18 protein-coding genes and 5 tRNA genes are annotated in these 17,133 nt (G+C 57.4%); 8 read left to right on the top strand and 15 right to left on the bottom strand.

The window, feature by feature from the left end:
* Positions 1–6 precede the first annotated feature (6 nt).
* The 3 genes from WG915_RS00765 to WG915_RS00755 all read right to left on the bottom strand — a co-directional run bounded on the left by WG915_RS00765 (position 7) and on the right by WG915_RS00755 (position 2,319).
* Positions 7–759: a YebC/PmpR family DNA-binding transcriptional regulator gene (locus tag WG915_RS00765; protein WP_339563451.1), complete on the bottom strand. Its 753-nt coding sequence runs from the start codon at positions 757–759 to the stop codon at positions 7–9.
* A gap of 83 nt (positions 760–842) precedes the next feature.
* Positions 843–1,445: a pyridoxal 5'-phosphate synthase glutaminase subunit PdxT gene (gene pdxT / locus WG915_RS00760; RefSeq protein WP_339563450.1), complete on the bottom strand. Its 603-nt coding sequence runs from the start codon at positions 1,443–1,445 to the stop codon at positions 843–845.
* A gap of 4 nt (positions 1,446–1,449) precedes the next feature.
* Complete coding sequence (locus WG915_RS00755) at positions 1,450–2,319, bottom strand: acyl-CoA thioesterase (protein ID WP_339563449.1); 870 nt, start codon at positions 2,317–2,319, stop codon at positions 1,450–1,452.
* 76 nt (positions 2,320–2,395) lie between these two features.
* Between WG915_RS00755 and WG915_RS00750 the strand changes: the two genes are divergently transcribed.
* The gene (locus WG915_RS00750) at positions 2,396–2,857 is read left to right on the top strand and encodes a DUF3817 domain-containing protein (protein WP_339563448.1); all 462 of its coding nucleotides are present in this window, start codon (positions 2,396–2,398) and stop codon (positions 2,855–2,857) included.
* Positions 2,858–2,940: 83 nt separating this feature from the next.
* On the opposite strand, the gene pdxS is transcribed toward WG915_RS00750, so the two are convergent.
* The 11 genes from pdxS to WG915_RS00695 form a co-directional block, all read right to left on the bottom strand.
* On the bottom strand, positions 2,941–3,837 hold the full coding sequence (pdxS, locus tag WG915_RS00745; RefSeq protein ID WP_339563447.1) for a pyridoxal 5'-phosphate synthase lyase subunit PdxS: 897 nt from the start codon (positions 3,835–3,837) through the stop codon (positions 2,941–2,943).
* 90 nt (positions 3,838–3,927) lie between these two features.
* Entirely contained in the window at positions 3,928–4,368 is a 441-nt protein-coding gene (locus WG915_RS00740) for a hypothetical protein (protein ID WP_339563446.1), read from the bottom strand.
* Positions 4,365–5,459: a glycosyltransferase family 4 protein gene (locus WG915_RS00735; protein WP_339563445.1), complete on the bottom strand. Its 1,095-nt coding sequence runs from the start codon at positions 5,457–5,459 to the stop codon at positions 4,365–4,367. Before WG915_RS00735 ends, WG915_RS00740 begins: the two co-directional genes overlap by 4 nt.
* Before the next feature lie 12 nt (positions 5,460–5,471).
* A complete protein-coding gene (locus WG915_RS00730) occupies positions 5,472–6,359 on the bottom strand; it encodes a phosphatidylinositol mannoside acyltransferase (RefSeq protein WP_339563444.1) in 888 nt (295 codons plus the stop codon).
* Complete coding sequence (pgsA, locus tag WG915_RS00725; protein WP_339563443.1) at positions 6,356–7,006, bottom strand: phosphatidylinositol phosphate synthase; 651 nt, start codon at positions 7,004–7,006, stop codon at positions 6,356–6,358. Before pgsA ends, WG915_RS00730 begins: the two co-directional genes overlap by 4 nt.
* Positions 7,007–7,025: 19 nt before the next feature.
* Complete coding sequence (locus tag WG915_RS00720) at positions 7,026–7,625, bottom strand: HIT family protein (protein ID WP_339563442.1); 600 nt, start codon at positions 7,623–7,625, stop codon at positions 7,026–7,028.
* Positions 7,612–9,642 (bottom strand): threonine--tRNA ligase, encoded by a 2,031-nt coding sequence (gene thrS / locus WG915_RS00715; protein ID WP_339563658.1) that lies wholly within the window; start codon positions 9,640–9,642, stop codon positions 7,612–7,614. Before thrS ends, WG915_RS00720 begins: the two co-directional genes overlap by 14 nt.
* A 184-nt stretch (positions 9,643–9,826) precedes the next feature.
* Positions 9,827–11,038 (bottom strand): Dyp-type peroxidase, encoded by a 1,212-nt coding sequence (locus WG915_RS00710; RefSeq protein ID WP_339563441.1) that lies wholly within the window; start codon positions 11,036–11,038, stop codon positions 9,827–9,829.
* Positions 11,039–11,043: 5 nt separating this feature from the next.
* Positions 11,044–11,667 carry a copper chaperone PCu(A)C gene (locus WG915_RS00705; protein ID WP_339563440.1) on the bottom strand — a complete coding sequence of 208 codons (624 nt, stop codon included), beginning with the start codon at positions 11,665–11,667 and terminating at the stop codon, positions 11,044–11,046.
* Positions 11,664–12,215, bottom strand: a complete 552-nt coding sequence (locus tag WG915_RS00700; protein ID WP_339563439.1) for a copper resistance CopC family protein — start codon at positions 12,213–12,215, stop codon at positions 11,664–11,666. The genes WG915_RS00705 and WG915_RS00700 overlap by 4 nt, the downstream gene beginning before the upstream one ends.
* 874 nt (positions 12,216–13,089) lie before the next feature.
* A tRNA-Val gene (locus WG915_RS00695) sits at positions 13,090–13,161 on the bottom strand.
* A 228-nt stretch (positions 13,162–13,389) separates the two neighbouring features.
* Here WG915_RS00695 and WG915_RS00690 point away from each other — a divergent pair.
* The 7 genes from WG915_RS00690 (at position 13,390) to msrB (ending at position 16,169) form a co-directional block, all read left to right on the top strand.
* A tRNA-Gly gene (locus WG915_RS00690) sits at positions 13,390–13,462 on the top strand.
* 45 nt (positions 13,463–13,507) lie between these two features.
* Positions 13,508–13,578 (top strand) — tRNA-Cys (locus WG915_RS00685).
* A gap of 10 nt (positions 13,579–13,588) precedes the next feature.
* Positions 13,589–13,660: transfer RNA gene (locus WG915_RS00680), tRNA-Val, on the top strand.
* Positions 13,661–13,681: 21 nt separating this feature from the next.
* Positions 13,682–13,754, top strand: a tRNA-Gly gene (locus tag WG915_RS00675).
* Positions 13,755–13,814: 60 nt separating this feature from the next.
* Positions 13,815–14,471 carry a pyrimidine reductase family protein gene (locus tag WG915_RS00670; protein WP_339563438.1) on the top strand — a complete coding sequence of 219 codons (657 nt, stop codon included), beginning with the start codon at positions 13,815–13,817 and terminating at the stop codon, positions 14,469–14,471.
* Between the two features lie 47 nt (positions 14,472–14,518).
* Positions 14,519–15,787, top strand: a complete 1,269-nt coding sequence (locus WG915_RS00665; protein WP_339563437.1) for a glycosyltransferase family 87 protein — start codon at positions 14,519–14,521, stop codon at positions 15,785–15,787.
* Entirely contained in the window at positions 15,765–16,169 is a 405-nt protein-coding gene (gene msrB / locus WG915_RS00660; RefSeq protein WP_339563436.1) for a peptide-methionine (R)-S-oxide reductase MsrB, read from the top strand. Before WG915_RS00665 ends, msrB begins: the two co-directional genes overlap by 23 nt.
* A 119-nt stretch (positions 16,170–16,288) precedes the next feature.
* Here msrB and hemQ read toward each other — a convergent pair whose 3' ends face one another.
* Positions 16,289–16,993, bottom strand: a complete 705-nt coding sequence (gene hemQ / locus WG915_RS00655) for a hydrogen peroxide-dependent heme synthase (protein WP_339563435.1) — start codon at positions 16,991–16,993, stop codon at positions 16,289–16,291.
* Positions 16,994–17,133: the final 140 nt, after the last annotated feature.

The following is a 17,133-nucleotide window of genomic DNA, read 5'->3' as shown; positions in this document are numbered from 1 at the left end:
CAGGAGCTAGTCTTCTAGCTGCGCCAAGACCTCATCGGACAAGTCCATGTTCGTGTAGACATTCTGCACATCATCGGATTCCTCGAGAGCATCAATGAGCCTGATGATCTTCTTGGCACCCTCTGCGTCCAGCGGGGACAGCACCGAGGCGCGGAAGTCGGAGTCGGAATCGTCGACATCAATACCGGCGTCGACAAGCGCCTCCTTCACTGCGGTCATATCGGAAGCATCGCAGACAACTTCAAACTGGTCGTCGAGGGTGTTGACCTCTTCCGCACCCGCGTCCAGAACCGCCATCAACACGTCGTCCTCGCTGAGCTCATTCTTCTTCACCAACACAATGCCCTTGCGGGTGAACATGTAGGACACGGAACCGGACTCCGCCAGGTTGCCATTGTTCTTGGTGAAGGCAGTACGCACCTCAGTGGCAGCGCGGTTACGGTTATCCGTAAGACACTCAACCAGCATTGCTACGCCGTTCGGCCCATAGCCTTCGTACATGATGGTTTGCCAGTCGGCGCCACCAGCTTCTTCGCCGGAGCCACGCTTGCGGGCGCGCTCGATGTTGTCGTTAGGAACAGAGGCCTTTTTGGCCTTCTTGATCATGTCATCAAGAGTCGGGTTCGCTGACGGATCACCGCCACCAGTACGGGCCGCAACTTCGATGTTCTTGATCAGCTTGGCAAATTCCTTACCGCGCTTGGCATCGTTTGCTGCCTTCTTGTGCTTGGTAGTAGCCCATTTGGAGTGGCCTGACATATACCTACAAACCTTTCGTCGGAACGCACATCACACTGTGCCCGTGCTGGCTGCTAAGTATACGCGCAGGAGCGGGAAGAAAATTAACCGGACCGGCCCGCGGCCGCCACAATCTCTGCGAAATACGCATGCACTCTCGTGTCCCCGGAAACCTCCGGATGGAAGGAGGTGGCAATCACGTTTCCAGAGCGCACCGCTACAATCGCCCCCTCCGCTGGCCCGCTAGGCACCCGGGAGAGTACTTCCACATCTTCCCCGACTCGCTCCACCCACGGGGCGCGAATAAAGACGGCTGGCACGCTGCCCGCAATGCCACGAAAATCTAGGTCCGCCTCGAAGGAATCCACCTGGCGGCCGAATGCATTGCGCCGAACCGTGATGTCCAAGGCGCCCAGGTTATGTGCATCCGCGCGGGTATCCAGGATTTCATTGGACAATAAGATCATGCCAGCGCAGGTCCCGTAGGCGGGCAGCCCATCCCGCAGCGCCTGGCGTAGCGGTTCGAGCATTCCCCCCAGTTCCAGCAACTTAGACATCGTGGTGGATTCGCCACCCGGCAGGATAATGCCATCAAGCCCTGCCAGGTGTTCAGTGCGGCGGACTTGCCGAGATTGGACGCCAAGTTCATCCAGCATGCGCTGATGCTCTGCCACACCGCCTTGTACTGCAAGAACACCAATTAACATTGCGCTATTTTCCTTCATCGTAGTTGAGGGTTTTCATCGGAATCTGCGTCGTTCCTGGCTTGAGCAGGCGGGTCAGTCCCTCCTGCGTTACGACGGCAACCAAATGCCCACTCTGGTCAAAAATACGTCCTTGGGTCAGTGCTCGGCCATCGGAGGCAGAGGGCGAAGTCTGGTCATATAGCAGCCACTCGTCGGCACGGAATGGACGCAGGAACCACATGGCATGATCGAGCGAAGCTTGCATGACCTCCACTCCGGGGTGCGGCACAAGTGCGGACTGCAGCAGCGTCATGTCGGACATATAAGCCAAGGTGCACACATGGAATGTTTCATCATCAGGAAGGGGCGTTTTCGACTTAAACCACACCACCTGCTGGCTGGGGGTGTACTTATTGTGCTCGAAAGCGGTATCCGGCACGACCCGGATGTCCCACTCGCTCCATTCCGTCAACAGCGCCCGAGAGCGTGGATTCATCGCTTCGGGATCCACCACAATGTCTTCTGGATCCGGCACATCGCGCATGCGATCGGTGTGCTCGATACCGACATCGCCTTGACGATGAAAACTCGCCTGCATGATGAAGTTCGGTTCCCCGTCTTGCATGGCCTTCACCTGACGCGAACAAAAGCTCCGGCCATCACGAATGCGGTCAACCAGGTAAGTAGTAGGCTGATCGGATTTACCCGGTGCTACAAAGTACCCATGCAGGGAATGCACTTTGAAATCTGCTTCCACCGTCCTAGTGGCCGCCACTAACGCTTGCGCCGCTACCTGGCCTCCGAAGGTACGGATAAATGCGGTAGGCACTACTGGGCCACGATAAATATCCCGGTCAATTCGCTCGAGATTGAGGACGTCAGCAATCGCCGCCACTTAGCCACTCCTTGTTCATCTGCAAAAACTGCGCTTGTTCAACCAATACACTACGGCTCCAGTACTCTCTAACGCTATGTCCCCTCAAAAGCTCTATGCATCCTTGGCAACGGCCGAAATGCTCACCTGGGCACTGCTCTTAGGAGGCATGGCCCTCAAATACAGTGGTCTCACTGCGTTAGGGGTGCGCATCGCCGGGCCGATTCACGGCTTCACATTCCTCTGCTTTGGCGCAGTGACAATCCTGCTCTGGATCAATAACCGCTGGCCCGCGCGCCGCGGCATCACCGGCTTGCTCAGTACCCTGATTCCGTTTTGCACTGTGCCTTTCGAGCACTCCGTGAAGAAGGCCGGGCTTATCGACGCCCCTTGGCGCTTCCGAGACACGAATGAAAAGCCACAGGGGTTCTTTGAAAAGATCCTCGCGATGATTGTGCGACGCCCGCTGCTAGCTGCGGTGCTAATCCTGCTCCTGATCGCCATCCTTTTCACGATTTTGCTGGCACTCGGCTCACCGCTAGAAGCACTGCGAAACTAGTGTTCCGCAAGGACAAAGTCCGCCGTACGGACGAGAGCGTTTCAGCTCCGCCCGCACGGCGGACTCTTTGCTAGCGCTGCTAACTACCAGCCACGCTCAGACAGGCGGTGAGGTACTGGTTCATCGTCGACATTGATGCCGACCATGGCTTCACCCAGGCCGCGGGAAACCCGAGCAATGGTGTCTGGGTCGTCAAAATTCTGGGTTGCCTGAACAATGGCCTTAGCGCGGGCCTCCGGGTTGCCAGACTTGAAGATGCCGGAGCCGACGAAGACTCCCTCGGCGCCGAGCTGCATCATCATTGCAGCATCGGCAGGGGTGGCAATGCCACCAGCGGTGAACAATACGACTGGGAGCTTTCCAGACGCAGCGACTTCGCGCACGAGTTCATAAGGTGCCTGCAGCTCCTTGGCTGCCACGTAGAGCTCATCCTCGGCCATAGACTTCAAGCGGTTGAGCTCGGCGCGGATGGTGCGCATGTGAGTGACGGCATTGGACACGTCACCGGTGCCTGCTTCGCCCTTCGAGCGAATCATCGCAGCGCCCTCGTTGATACGACGCAGTGCCTCACCCAGGTTGGTGGCACCACACACGAAAGGCACGGTGAAATCGAACTTGTCGATGTGGTTGCTGTAATCGGCTGGCGAGAGCACCTCGGACTCGTCGATGAAGTCCACACCCAAAGACTCCAGCACCTGCGCTTCCACGAAGTGGCCGATGCGCGCCTTTGCCATCACAGGGATGGATACTGCACTGATAATGCCTTCGATCATGTCCGGGTCAGACATGCGGGAGATGCCGCCTTGGGCACGAATATCGGCTGGTACCCGCTCAAGGGCCATGACAGCCGTTGCGCCGGCGTCTTCGGCGATCTTCGCCTGCTCAGGGGTGACCACATCCATGATCACACCGCCCTTCAGCATTTCCGCTAAGCCGCGCTTCACGCGAGCAGTGCCCTGTGCTGGTTCCTTATTTGTCACGACGGTGCCGCCTCCTGTATTTGCAAGTCAAAATCTTCGACTTACCCCATGTTAAACGCATCTAAATGCCAAGGGGAAGTATCCCCTAGCTTAAGACTTCAATTCGAAGTACACGGGAAGCCGAGCCGTGCCGCCAAGCCGGAGTGCTTGCACCAGCGGTCGAGTTCTCACAGCCCGGGTATCAGTGACGGCTTCATTGTAAAAGCGGTGCGCAAGCTGCACACGCGTGGCCGCGTCCGCGATCGATGGGTGCGTGCTGGTGGTAGCTTCCATGAGGGCGCGTTCGGCGGCGGCACGGTCGTCGAAAAGCGGCGGTTCGAGCCCAATGAGCTGTGCGTTTCGCGCCAAGGGTGCGGCCTGTGGGTCAAGCGCTTCAATGAGGGCAGCGCGTCGATCGAGGGCCGAATGCAAGGAATGCAGCGCGGCATCGACACGAATGTGGAGGCGATTAAGCCGTTGAGCCGTGAAGTACATCCACGCCAGTGCGAAGGTCAGTACGACGGTGACAAGGATGGCGAGTAGCCACATCATGATGCACCTCGCAACCGGACGGGGGTACCATCGGCAACAGTTTCATAGACGCGCAGGATGTCCGCGCCCACCCGAGACCAGTCGTAGCGCTGCGCCCGGATGCTGCCCCGCGCCCGCAGCGTTTGTCGACGCCCCTCCTCCGCCAACACTCGATCCAAAACGCACGCTAAATCACTTGCATCCCCGTTGCGAAAAATCTCCCCGCAGGGTTCAGCGGATTTCGCTTGCAGCACATCTTGGAAAGCTTCAAGATCAGAGGCCACGACAACTGCCCCAGCGGCCATAGCCTCTACGAGGACGATCCCGAAGCTCTCCCCGCCGGTATTCGGGGCCACATAGACATCCGCCCGCCGCAACAGTTCGATCTTCTTTGCTTCGCTGACCTTCCCCACAAAGTCCACGTTCGGAATATCTCGGCTAGCGCCCGCTCCAATCACAGTGAGATGCAGGGGCTGGCTGAGCAGTGGTAGTGCGGCTAACAGCACGTCGAGGCCTTTGCGAGGCTCATCAATCCGGCCCAGGAAAACCACCTCGAGGGGGCTGTTGACCGGTGTGCTATCTGCCGCAAAGTTCCCTACATGCACCCCGTTCGGTATGAGCACGGGGTCTCCCCCCAATTGCTCGACCTGCCAGCGCCGCGCCATTTCTGACACCGCGATACCGCCGCGAATCTTCTCCAGCAACGGGCGTAAGCCAGCAGCCGCCAGCCTCAGCAACAGAGATTCGGCAGCGGAGGCGTGATAGGTAGCAACAATGGGCCCCTGAGCTAGGCTCAACGCCTGCAAAGAATAGCTCGGCGCGTTAGGTTCGTGGATGTGGAGGACATCAAAATTGCCGTTGCTGATGAAGCTCTTGAGTTGTCTGCTAACGCGTGGTCCTAAGGAAAGTCGGGCGACTGAGCCGTTGTAAGGCACGGCTACCGAGGGACCTCCCCGCACCACAAAATCTGGGAGCTCGGTGTCATTCGCGGCAGGTCCGATGACAGATACCTGGTGGCCCTGCTCGATAAAGTAATGGGCTAGGTCAAGGATGTGAGCCTGAACTCCCCCGGGTTCATCGAAGGAATAAGGACAGACGAGTCCGATGCGCATGCCTCTTCCCTCCTATTTCCGACGCCTATCTTTGAGCCACAACGGCTGCAGCATATGCCAATCCGCCGGATGGGCTTTGATATTACGCTCAAAGTGCGTGGCAATGTCTTGGGTGGTGGAAACAAGGTCGCTGACCTCTAGCGCTGCGGAGATGCCGAGTCCCCAGCCATCGGGTGTGAAGTAGATATCCGCGACATGCAGCGCTGCACCGGTCTGTCGTGCCAACTCTGCGGGACCTGCCGGGAAAGTAGTTTCCTCCCCGAAAAACTGGACAGGAACGCCCGCCTGCTTAAGGTCGCGCTCCCCCAACAAACACACAATGCCACCTCGTTCTAGAGCCGCTTTGAGACGATCGAAAGGTGCGCCATCGCCCTCGTGTCCAATTACCTCGAAGCCAAGGGCGGTGCGGTACTCCACAAAAGCGTCAAAAAGCACCTCTGGTTTGAGTCGCTCGGCCACAGTGGTGAACCCGCCGACATGATGGACGAGCCACACGCCGGCCATATCCCAGTTGCCTGAGTGTGTCAGTGCGATGACAGCGCCCCGGCCCGCGCTGAGCGAAGCATCCAGGTGCTGGGCACCGGTGACGCCACGTTCTAGCTGCTGCGAGAGTCCGGCACGTCGGGAAAGCCGCGGTAATTGAAAGGCCTCCGCCCAGTAGCGCGCATATGAACGCATAGCTGCTGCCACGAGCTGCTCCGTGACGGCGGTTTCTCCCACGACGCGTGCTAGGTTCAGCCGCAACTGCGCGACAACCGATTCCCGCCGCGCCAACCGCGATGCGCTGAACTCAAAGGCTTGGCGCACAACCGAGCTCGGGAGTAGTCCTAAAAACTTCCAGGCGGCAATGTACCCAACTGCAGCGGGGTCTTTGGATCGAAGCGCTCCGAGCAGCGTCATGAAGCCGCTTCCTTAGAACCAGCTGGCGGCGCCACAAACTCGGTTGCGATGGGATCACGGGCGGCCATAATTAGACGTTGGACAATAGTGATCAGTGATCCGACTGCCAATAGCCACAGTGCAACAACTAACGCCCATGGCAGGCCGAGCCCGGCCATCCCAAGGCCAAGCAGCCCGAGAATCAGCCGTTCCGGCCGCTCAATGAGCCCGCCAACAATCTTGATCCCGCCTGCCTCAGCGCGAGCCTTCACATAAGAAATCACCTGCGAGGACACCAGCACGATGAAGGCTGCGATAACCACATGCTGCGGGGCCTGATTCTGATAGATGAGCCACCATAGAATCACGCTGAACAACACGCCGTCGGTGATGCGATCGCAGCTGGCATCCAAGGTTGCGCCGAAGGTGGTGCCGCCGCCGCGCAGCCTCGCCATCGTCCCATCGACCATGTCGAAGGCGGTGACGAGACCCGAGAGCAGCGCGGCCAAGAATAGATGCCCAGTTGGCACCAATACGAGGACGATTGCACAGGCGATCAGCGTGCTTCCCACCGTCACTACGTTGGGGCTGAGCCCAGCCTTGAGTAGCGCACGTGCGACGGGCTCAATGATGACTGCAGCTGGTTTTCGACCATGGACGCTAAGCACGGGTTACCTTCAATCTGCGTTAATTCTGCTCGGGAGAATCCGGGGCTGCCACACCGGGAACATCGCTACGAGAAGCCCATTCGCTAGCCAGTATTCGACGGGTATCACTCAGTAGTTGTGGCAGCACCTTAGTTTCACCCAAGACAGTCATGAAGTTAGCATCTCCGGACCACCGTGGCACCACATGCAAATGCAGGTGATCACCGATCGAGCCTCCAGATGCTTTACCCAGGTTGAATCCCACGTTAAAGGCATCCGGATTGGACACCGCCTTCATCACCTTAATCAATGCCTGGCTAAAACTCATGAGCTCCGCAGACTCCGCGGGGCTTAAGTCCTCTAGGTTTGCGACCTTGCGATATGGCACCACCATGCAATGCCCAGAATTGTAGGGAAATAGGTTAAGCAGGCAATATACCTGCTCGCCCCGGGCCACGATGAGACCTTCCGCGTCGGGAAGCTTCGGGATATCCAAGAAGGGATCCGTGGACTGCACCCCACGGGGCTTATTGGTGATGTAATTCATCCGATAAGGCGCCCACAATCGCGACAGGCGGTCCGTGATACCCACGCCCGTATCGACGAACGTGGGCTCTATACCTGAATTATCGACGGGCACCGAGATTTTCCTCGTTAGGTTGCTCGTTCACACGATCGCGCACCCAGTTCGAGATCAACTCGACGGCTTCAGCCACCGGGACACCGTTAATCTGCGTGCCGTCGAGGAATCGGAAGCTCACAGCATCCGCCTCCACGTCCCGTGCACCGGCTAGCAGCATGAATGGGACTCGTCCCTGGGTATGGTTGCGGATCTTCTTCTGCATGCGATCATCGGAGGTATCGACGTCGGCACGCAGTCCTTTGGCACGCAGCTGCTTTGCGACGTCCTCAAGGTGCTCCGAGAAGTCGCCGGCCACCGGAATGCCGACCACCTGCAACGGTGCCAGCCACGCCGGGAACGCACCAGCATAGTGCTCCAGCAGCACGCCAAAGAAGCGTTCGATGGAGCCGAACAATGCCCGGTGAATCATGATCGGGCGCTGTTTGCTGCCATCCGATGCTGTGAATTCAAGGTTGAAGCGCTCCGGCAAGTTGAAGTCCAGCTGCACCGTAGACATCTGCCAGGTACGGCCGATGGCATCGCGTGCCTGCACAGAGATCTTCGGGCCATAGAATGCGGCACCCGCAGGATCCGGCACGAGCTCAAGTCCGGAGTTGGTAGCCACCCGCTGCAGGATGTCCGTGGACTTTTCCCAAATCTCGTCGGAGCCGACGAACTTATTCGGGTCCTTGGTGGACAGCTCTAGGTAGAAATCATCAAGGCCATAGTCCTTCAGCAGGGAGATGATGAAGTCGAGGACACTGGTTAGTTCCTGCTCCAGCTGATCTTCGGTGCAGTAGATATGGGCATCATCTTGGGTGAATCCGCGGGCGCGCGTCAGTCCGTGAATAACGCCGGACTTTTCGTAGCGGTAGACCGTGCCAAACTCAAACAGGCGCAGCGGCAGCTCGCGGTAGGAACGACCGCGAGAGGCGAAAATGAGGTTGTGCATCGGGCAGTTCATTGGCTTGGCGTAGTAGTCCTGGGGCTGCTTAGTGCAGTTGCCCTCTTCGTCATACTCGCCGTCCAGCTGCATGGGCGGGAACATCCCGTCGGCGTAGAAGTCCAAGTGACCCGACTTTTGGAACAGGTCACCCTTGGTGATGTGTGGCGTGTTGACGAAAGAATAGCCGGACTCAATGTGTCGGCGGCGGGAATGCTCTTCCATCTCCAGGCGGATGATGCCGCCCTTAGGGTGAAATACCGGGAATCCGGAGCCAATCTCATCCGGGAAGCTAAACAGATCCAGCTCGGAGCCGAGGCGACGGTGATCGCGCTTTTCTGCCTCCGCCAGCATGGTCTGGTACTCCTCCAGCGCTTCCTTGGATTCCCAGGCGGTGCCGTAGATGCGCTGCAATCCAGCTTTAGACTGGTCGCCGCGCCAATATGCAGCCGAAGAACGCGTGAGAGCGAAGGCCGGAATGTATTTGGTCGTTGGCACGTGTGGGCCGCGGCAGAGGTCGTACCACTCTACTTCTCCGGTACGTGGGTTGACGTTGGAATATGCCGTCAATTCCCCGGAGCCTACTTCCATGGCTTCATCAGAATCTGGGTCGACATTGCCCTTGTCGTCGATAAGCTCCATTTTGAACGGCTCCGCGGCGTATTCAGCCTGGGCTTCTTCGATGGAGGCGTAGGCCTTACGTTCAAACTTCTGGCCGGACTTGATGATCTTCTTCATCGCCTTTTCGATGTTTTTCAGATCTTCCGGCGTGAAGGGCTCTGCGACATCGAAGTCGTAGTAGAAGCCATTGTCGATGGCGGGTCCGATGCCCAGCTTGGTGCCGGGGAAAAGCTGCTGTACCGCCTGCGCGAGCACGTGCGCGGTAGAGTGACGGATCACGCCACGGCCGGCATCAGTGTTCGCTGGGATGGCGGTGAACTGAGTGTCCGTAGCGGGAACGAAGGAAAGATCCTTGATCTCACCGTTAGTGTCCTGGGCTGCGACAATTGCCTCAGGGCCCTTGTTCGGCAAATCCAGTTCGCGCATTGCGGCTCCGACCGCGATACCTGCGGGAACCTGGAATGAAGTCATGGTGGTCACTATGTGGGCGCTCCTTATGCGCTTGAGGATAAACGGCATACCTGGCCGTTATCCAATCGAGTTTTCCCTGCACTTATCGGGCCTACTATCGTCACGAGGTGCACCAACCTAGACTAGGTCGGCGCACCTCGAACGTGCCATTCAAAGCTGCTATTAAGGAATTCTACTCGCTCGACTACTTCTCCAGCAGTCCGGCACCCCAATAACTAGTTTCGGTGACTCCTGGCGGGATGAAGAATACCGCGGAACCGATGTGCTCGATCCACTGATTCAGCCGGTCCTGCTCATCGAGTCGTTCCTGAATCGGCTCAAATTGCTTCCGTGGATCCTTCTGGAAACACACGAAAACTAGTCCTGAGTTCGAAGTTTGCTCGCTGCCGGGTTCGACCGGGATGTCATAGTTATAGGCACGTCGCAACAAACGCTGCTCCGGATGATCCTTGGGTGCAGTCGCCCGCGCAATATGACTTTGCCTGTCAATGACCGGCAATCCGAACTCGTCAGTCTTATCAAAGTCCGGGGTATCAAATTCTTCATTACCGGTCAGTGGTGCGCCGTTATCAAGACGACGTCCCATGGAGACCTCACGAGAAGGTCGGTCCAGGATTTCCCAGGTATCCAGGTTCATGCTGATGCGGCGCACCACCATGACGGAGCCATTGATGGCCCACTCGGGACCATTGTCAATCCAAACCTGCTCGCGTTGCTTCTCCTCAGTGTGGGGATTGATCGTGCCATCCACCTGGCCGAAGAGGTTACGCGGAGTGTCGCTCGTCGTCTTGGCCCCGTAAGCGTGTAGGAAGCCTTGCTGCATCCATCGGGTTGCTACATAGTCGATTCCGGCGCGGATCATATGGCGAGTCGCGTGCGCGAGCGCCATCGGATCGTCGCTGCAGAACTGCAAAACGACGTCTGCTTCGCCCCACTGGGGATTCAGCTTGTCCCGCTTGAAAGCCTTAATGGGCTTAACAAAATCGGGAACGTCTTCCCCGATGATTTCGAAGAGTCGAGCGCCAAAGCCACAGGTTATTGTGAGCTTGGACGGAGCCATGGTGAGTTCGGGTTCGAGGTCACCAAGCGGGGTTTCCCCGGAAGTGAGCCGACGAGCATCCTCGGTCCACAGTTTCATCAGCTGGATGACGCGCTTGCGATCCACCTCGGGACGCAGGGTGAATGCCACCAGGTTGAGGTGTGCTTGACCTGGCGTCGTTACGCCTGCTTGGTGATCTCCCGCAAAGGGTTCGACCATTGCAGCGAGCTTGATCGGTTGTTGATCACCATTGGCGAGGTTTACGTCAGGCGCAGCACACGACGCGACTACCCCACCAGCCACTGTGGTGGCCGATGCGGTGAGGAAGTCGCGGCGAGTAATGCGAGATTTCGACATATTTCTTAGTGTGCCATCGGTGCGGAAGTCATGCCGCTGTTGCCCTGAACGCCACCGTCTGGAGCGTAGTTTTCGCCACCGGAAGAGATGGTACGAACCTCAGAGTTGATCTTCTCAGACTTGCCGTTGGAGAAGTTCAGGGTGACTTCGAGAGAGGAACCGGCCTCGATTGGATCGGTGACATCCATGATCATCAGGTGGTCGCCACCTGGCTTGAGGACGTATTCGCCGCCGGCCGGAATGGTGATGCCATCTTCCTTCATCTGCATGACACCGTTGACAACCTCATGGATTTCATGCTTGCCAGCGTTGGTGTTGGTGCTGAAGGACGTCAGCTTGATGTCTTCCTTGGTGTTGTTCTTCAGGGTGCCAAAGATACCGGTCATTTCCTTCTCAGCAGGCTTTGCCTTGACGAAGGTGTTCTCGAAGGTGACGCCCTCAGCTGCAGCAGCCTTGCTCTCGGAAGGAGCCTTGGTTTCAGACTTTGCGCCCTCTGCTGGCTTTGCAGCGGATGTTGCGGTGTCAACCTTGGTTTCCGAATCCTTCTGGGTGTTGGTGCAAGCACCCAAGGACAGCACGGTCAGGCCTGCGACGGCGAGGGCACTGATCTTCTTAATGTTCACGTTCATAGTTTTTTCTTTCTGTGAGAAAGGGCGAGAATCACACCTACTGCAAGCGCGATGAAGGCAATGGTGCCTACAGCCAAGTAGATGTAAGAATTGTTCGATCCAGCAGCTTCCCGCTGAGTTTGATCATCGATGACTGCGGTGGACTGAGCGTTCGATGACGCATCGCCCGCCACCTTGAAGGTGGTCATTCCGCGAGTTGCGTGACCATCCGACGAAGTGATCTGGAAGCCAATTTTGTAGTTGCCAGGCTTTGCCGGAACATCCGCAGGAATCTGAACCCGGACCAACTGGTTCTCCAACTCCGGCGCAGTGGAGAGAAGAACCTCACCAGTATCTTGGTTGCTTAATGCGATGGTGTTGAAAGATTCCTTAGGGATACCCGAAAACTCTAATTCGAGAGTCTTTGGAAACTCCGCAACCGTGGCACCATCACCGGGGGTTGATCGCATCACCACGTCATGGGCTGATGCATGAGGTAGACCGCCTCCGACGATTGGAGCGAGCAGGACGATACCGGATGCAAGCGCGGCTTTGAATGCTTGTTTCACTGCGTTCCTTCCCCCTCCATTGGTCGATACTTCGCCCTAGTTATTTGATAGGGCTCGGCAAACGGTCTGGGTACTAGTCGGAAGGGTGCTGCATTAAGTTCCCAGGCATTTTTACCTTACCCCCAATCCCCCGCCAGACCATACACCCCACCGCACCGCTTATCGACGCCTACAGCCCCTCACCCGCAAGGAGAACCGACCTACACTAAGACCGTTATCGCAGGTGCGCCAGCTCCCCTGGGGAAGAAGCATGAACATTGGCCTTAGCTACGGGCGCTTGCTATCTAAACTTTCTAATCCGGCCTGAGTAAACACAGTTCTATCAACTGGCACCCGGTTAGAGGTCGGCGATGCCGCTCAGCGTCCAACCGCAGCAACTGGACTCGCTACGCCTGACCTCGAGTGTTGATCAGTGCGTTGGGTGGACACTGATCGTCTTCGCAGTTACGGCTCCCAGACTTGCTAAACTCAACGAACATTTATCGACAAACATTTCCACAGCCACTAGAAACCCCTCCGCTTCGGGCTTCCGGGCGAAGAAGCGAAATCAAGACCGGCTTGTAACCTTGTTGAAATTCCAGATCTTCAGAAAGCCAAAACTTTGAAAAGAACTCTACTTATTTTGTCCGCAGCAGCCCTTTTGTCAGGCTGCAGCTCGATCACAAACGCACAGGCACCGGAGACAGCTTCCCCAACGAGCGAATCGCCGTCGACAAGCACGCCGACTCCTGAAGCCCCACCAATAGGCGAACAGCCGCAGCCAGCCGAGGATGCCCCTTGCCATTAAGCAGCAAGATCTGCTGACTGCACCCTCCTAGGGGGTAGAAAACAAAGAATCCCCACACCAGGACGGGTGTGGGGATGTTCGAATTTGTGGTCCCAGCTGGGATCGAACCAGCGACCTTTCCGGTGTGAACGGAACGCTCTTCCACTGAGCCATGGGACCTTGTTTAGCGTCGCTCATCAGCGGTGTTAAACAACTAAGAAGACAATGTAGCACCACAGCGCAGAGATCTAATAATCGCCCCCTAGAGCAGCGAATTACCTGACATTGCGCTTGAGTTACATCGCCGTAACTTAGATTTTTACCCGCTGTACAGGCGATTTGTGCTGGATAGCGAAGTAGCGCTAATGTTTGTGTTCGCACCAAACAACGTTTCTTTGTTAGGTGTATGCGGATGTAGCGCAGTTGGTAGCGCATCACCTTGCCAAGGTGAGGGTCGCGAGTTCGAGTCTCGTCATCCGCTCTGGTATTTTTCTACTAATACCTAAAGGCGGGAATTTCCTGCCACGGTGGAATGGCCGAGTGGTGAGGCAACGGTCTGCAAAACCGTGCACACGGGTTCGATTCCCGTTTCCACCTCGCAATTTAGGCGCGTTTAGCTCAGCGGGAGAGCGCTTCCCTGACACGGAAGAGGTCACTGGTTCAATCCCAGTATCGCGCACAGAATTCTTCGGAGTTCAATGCGGATGTAGCGCAGTTGGTAGCGCATCACCTTGCCAAGGTGAGGGTCGCGAGTTCGAGTCTCGTCATCCGCTCAGGTTATAGCAGGCCGGTTCACTAAGGTGGATCGGCCTGTTTCGTTATTCTTGGTTCTTATGATCACTTCACTCATTGGCCCTACCCTCCCCGTCGGTGAACCCGAAGTACGGGCGATCGCAGTGATAACCGCAGACGGCCAGGCAAGCGTGTCCGGGACGTCGCAAAGCATGGGCAGCCCGTTGGACGCACAGCTATTGCAGGAACTGCGGCAGTGGGCAGACGTGGTGCTCGTCGGCGCGCAGACCGCACGTGCCGAAAACTACGGGGGTGTGGTGAGCACTCCGGAGCAGCGCACCCGTCGACAGCAGCGGGGACAAAAGCCCGTACCACCCATCGCGGTTATCACCCGCAGCCTGGATGTCCCGCCCCAACTGCTTGCGGGTTCTGGCACTCCACCTCTGCTACTGAGTCCACACGCAGCAACGCACCCCACCGCGACCGTGGTGCAAGTGCCGGAGGAAGACTACATTCAGGCGCTGCACCGGCTGGGTTTCGCAAGGATCGTGGTCGAGGGCGGGCCGAGTATCTACGCAGCGGCACTAGCAGGACGGGAAGTGGACCTGCTGCATCTGAGTATCGACCCGACGCTGGCGCTGACTACCCACACGCCGCTGCTGACTGTCGACGGCGATACTCACCCCCAACGCCTCCAACTCGAATCATGCATGAGCGATCCGGATGGTTGCGTATTCCTGCGATACCGCTGCCGATAAAGTGTGTTGCGCACTCAACAGCGAAGTCCGGTTGATACGGTTATCAAGTGACCGCAGCATTATCGAGAAAGCTTGACCGACTCTGGGTTTCTGGCGACCCCACAGCCCCCCAAGAGCGACCCGCCAAGCCTCGCCGTACCCCTGTTGACCTGTGGGGCAACTATGCACTGTGGCCGATCGCAGTCTTTCTAGTATTCCACCGCGTCTTTGTCCTCGCCGTCAACGGGAGCGTCACGGATGACTTTTCCACCGTCTACTACGCCCTCAGGCGTTTCCACGAAGGCGTGCCCGTCTATAACGAGACCTACCATTTCGTGGATCCGCACTACCTGTACTCCCCTGGCGCCACGTTGTTCCTTTCTCCGCTGGGCTTGCAAACAGATTTCACGGTGGCCCGCACGATCTTCATCGTGCTCAACGCCCTCGCTATAATCTGTGCCCTCGGGCTGTTGACCCGGCTTTTCGGCTACAGCTTGCGTAGCCTGATTTTCCCGGGAGCCATCGTGGGGGCCTTCCTTACGGAGGCGGTGCGCAATACGCTGGTGTTTTCCAATATCAACGGCTTGTTGCTCCTTGCGCTGGTTGGCTATCTTTCCTTGCTCTACCGGGATCGACGTTGGGCCGCGGGAGTGGTGCTGGGCGTTGCAATCCTCATCAAGCCGATCTTTGCGCCGCTACTCTTTCTGCCTTTTGTGAAAGCTAATTGGCAGACAATTGTTTCAGCCCTCGCTATCCCGGTGTTCTTTAACGTTTTGGCGTGGCAGCTCGTCCCCCAGGCCGGCGACTACGTCACGCGCACGATGCCTTACCTCGGTGAGGTTCGCGACTTCGCCAATTCTTCCCTGCCGGGCATTGCCACCTACTTTGGCATGCCGAACTGGCAGGAGAAGTTCTGGTTCTTGGTCTTCGCATTCATCGTCATCATTGGCCTCTTGGCGCTGCTACGTTATCGCAACAGCCAGCCGTTATTGTGGCTCGTATGCACCTCCAGCCTGCTGTTCGCCGGGGTGTTCTTCCTGTCCTCACTCGGCCAGATGTACTACTCGATGCTCCTCTTCCCGCTCATCTTCACCGTCCTGCTTCCCCGCTCACCGATGCGCAACCCGATAGCCTGGATCGCCGCTTATGGCTTCTTGACCGCCGACAACTGGAACTCGGTGGAGTGGATCGACACTGGCCGCTGGTTCACCTTCCTGCTGCCTACCGTTGGCTGGGCCCTGATCCTGGTGGTCATCTCCGTCACCGCGGTAATGTGGGTGCTTTCCGAAGTCCCAGTAAGGAAGGCGAAGGCACATGACCGACTTCAAACTGCTTAACGACGTCGACTGGCGCGAACGCCTCAGCGCCGAGGAATACCATGTCCTACGCGAGGCCGGAACCGAGCCACCCCATGTAGGCGAATACACCAACACTACCGCCGCCGGGATCTACAGCTGTAAAGCCTGCGGCTGCGAACTCTTTCGTTCCGATACCAAGTTTCAAGCGCACTGCGGTTGGCCCGCATTCTTCAGCCCTTTGGCTGGCGACCGCATCATCGAACGCACCGACGACTCCCTCGGCATGCGACGCGTGGAAGTTCTCTGCGCGAATTGCGAGTCCCACCTCGGCCATGTCTTCGAGGGCGAGGGGTATCCCACCCCGACGGATCTGCGCTACTGCATCAATTCGATCTGTTTGAATTTCGAGCCCGCGGAATAAGTTTCGGCACAAGTATGATTTCACGATCATGATTAGCAGAGTAGAAAACCCGCTAACTATTCGTTGGCGGGCTCATTACTTTGTAAATCATGATCGTGAAATCATGATCGCGGAACCGCTTAAGGCATTACCTCGATGATCTCCGCGATATCCGCTACACGACGCCCCGAGAAGAACGGCACCTCTTCGCGAACATGCAAGCGCGCCTCGGTGTAGCGCATCTGGTGCATGAGGTCGACGATGCGGTGCATTTCCGGTGCCTCGAAAGCCAGCAGCCACTCATAATCGCCGAGCGCGAATGCCGGGACGGTGTTGGCGCGTACGTCTGGGAATTCACGCGCGGATTGGCCGTGCTCGGCCAGGATACGACGACGCTCCTTGGCATCCATTAGGTACCAATCGTAGGAACGGACGAACGGGTAGACGCAGATCCAGTCGCAAGGAGCTTCACCCATGATGAAGGATGGCAGGTGGGAGCGGTTGAACTCGGCTGGACGGTGCAGTGAAGTACCGGTCCAGAACACCTCGGATACCTGGCCGAGAACAGTCGTACGACGGAAATCGTTGTACGCCTTCTGGATGTCCTGGATTTCCTCGGCGATGAACCAGATCATGAAGTCAGCCTCGGCGCGAATGGCACTGATGTCATAGATGCCGCGGACGGTAACTACCCCGGCTGCTTCGAGTCCCTCGAAGAAAGAGCGCGCTTCAGCGATGATGTCCGCACGCTCATTGCCCAACGCCCCGGTCAGCACCTTGAATGTTGCGAACTGGGAATAGCGCTGCATGCTGTTGAGCTTTTCGAAATCCAACTTTTCAGCCATCGAAAAGGGTGTCCTTTCTCCTGTGAGTATTTCTCCCGACTATATCAACCTTTAGTTGGACGCTTCTCGCGCAGCACCGGGGCGTCGATAAGCAAGCCTCAATCGGCGCGCCTTCACCACTGTCCGGGGCCGGATAGATA

Origin of the sequence: Corynebacterium sp. H128 (genome assembly GCF_037482625.1) — a bacterium.
Lineage (GTDB): Bacteria > Actinomycetota > Actinomycetes > Mycobacteriales > Mycobacteriaceae > Corynebacterium.
The sequence above is the reverse complement of the archived record's forward strand: the minus strand, read 5'-3'. Positions and strand labels throughout refer to the sequence as shown.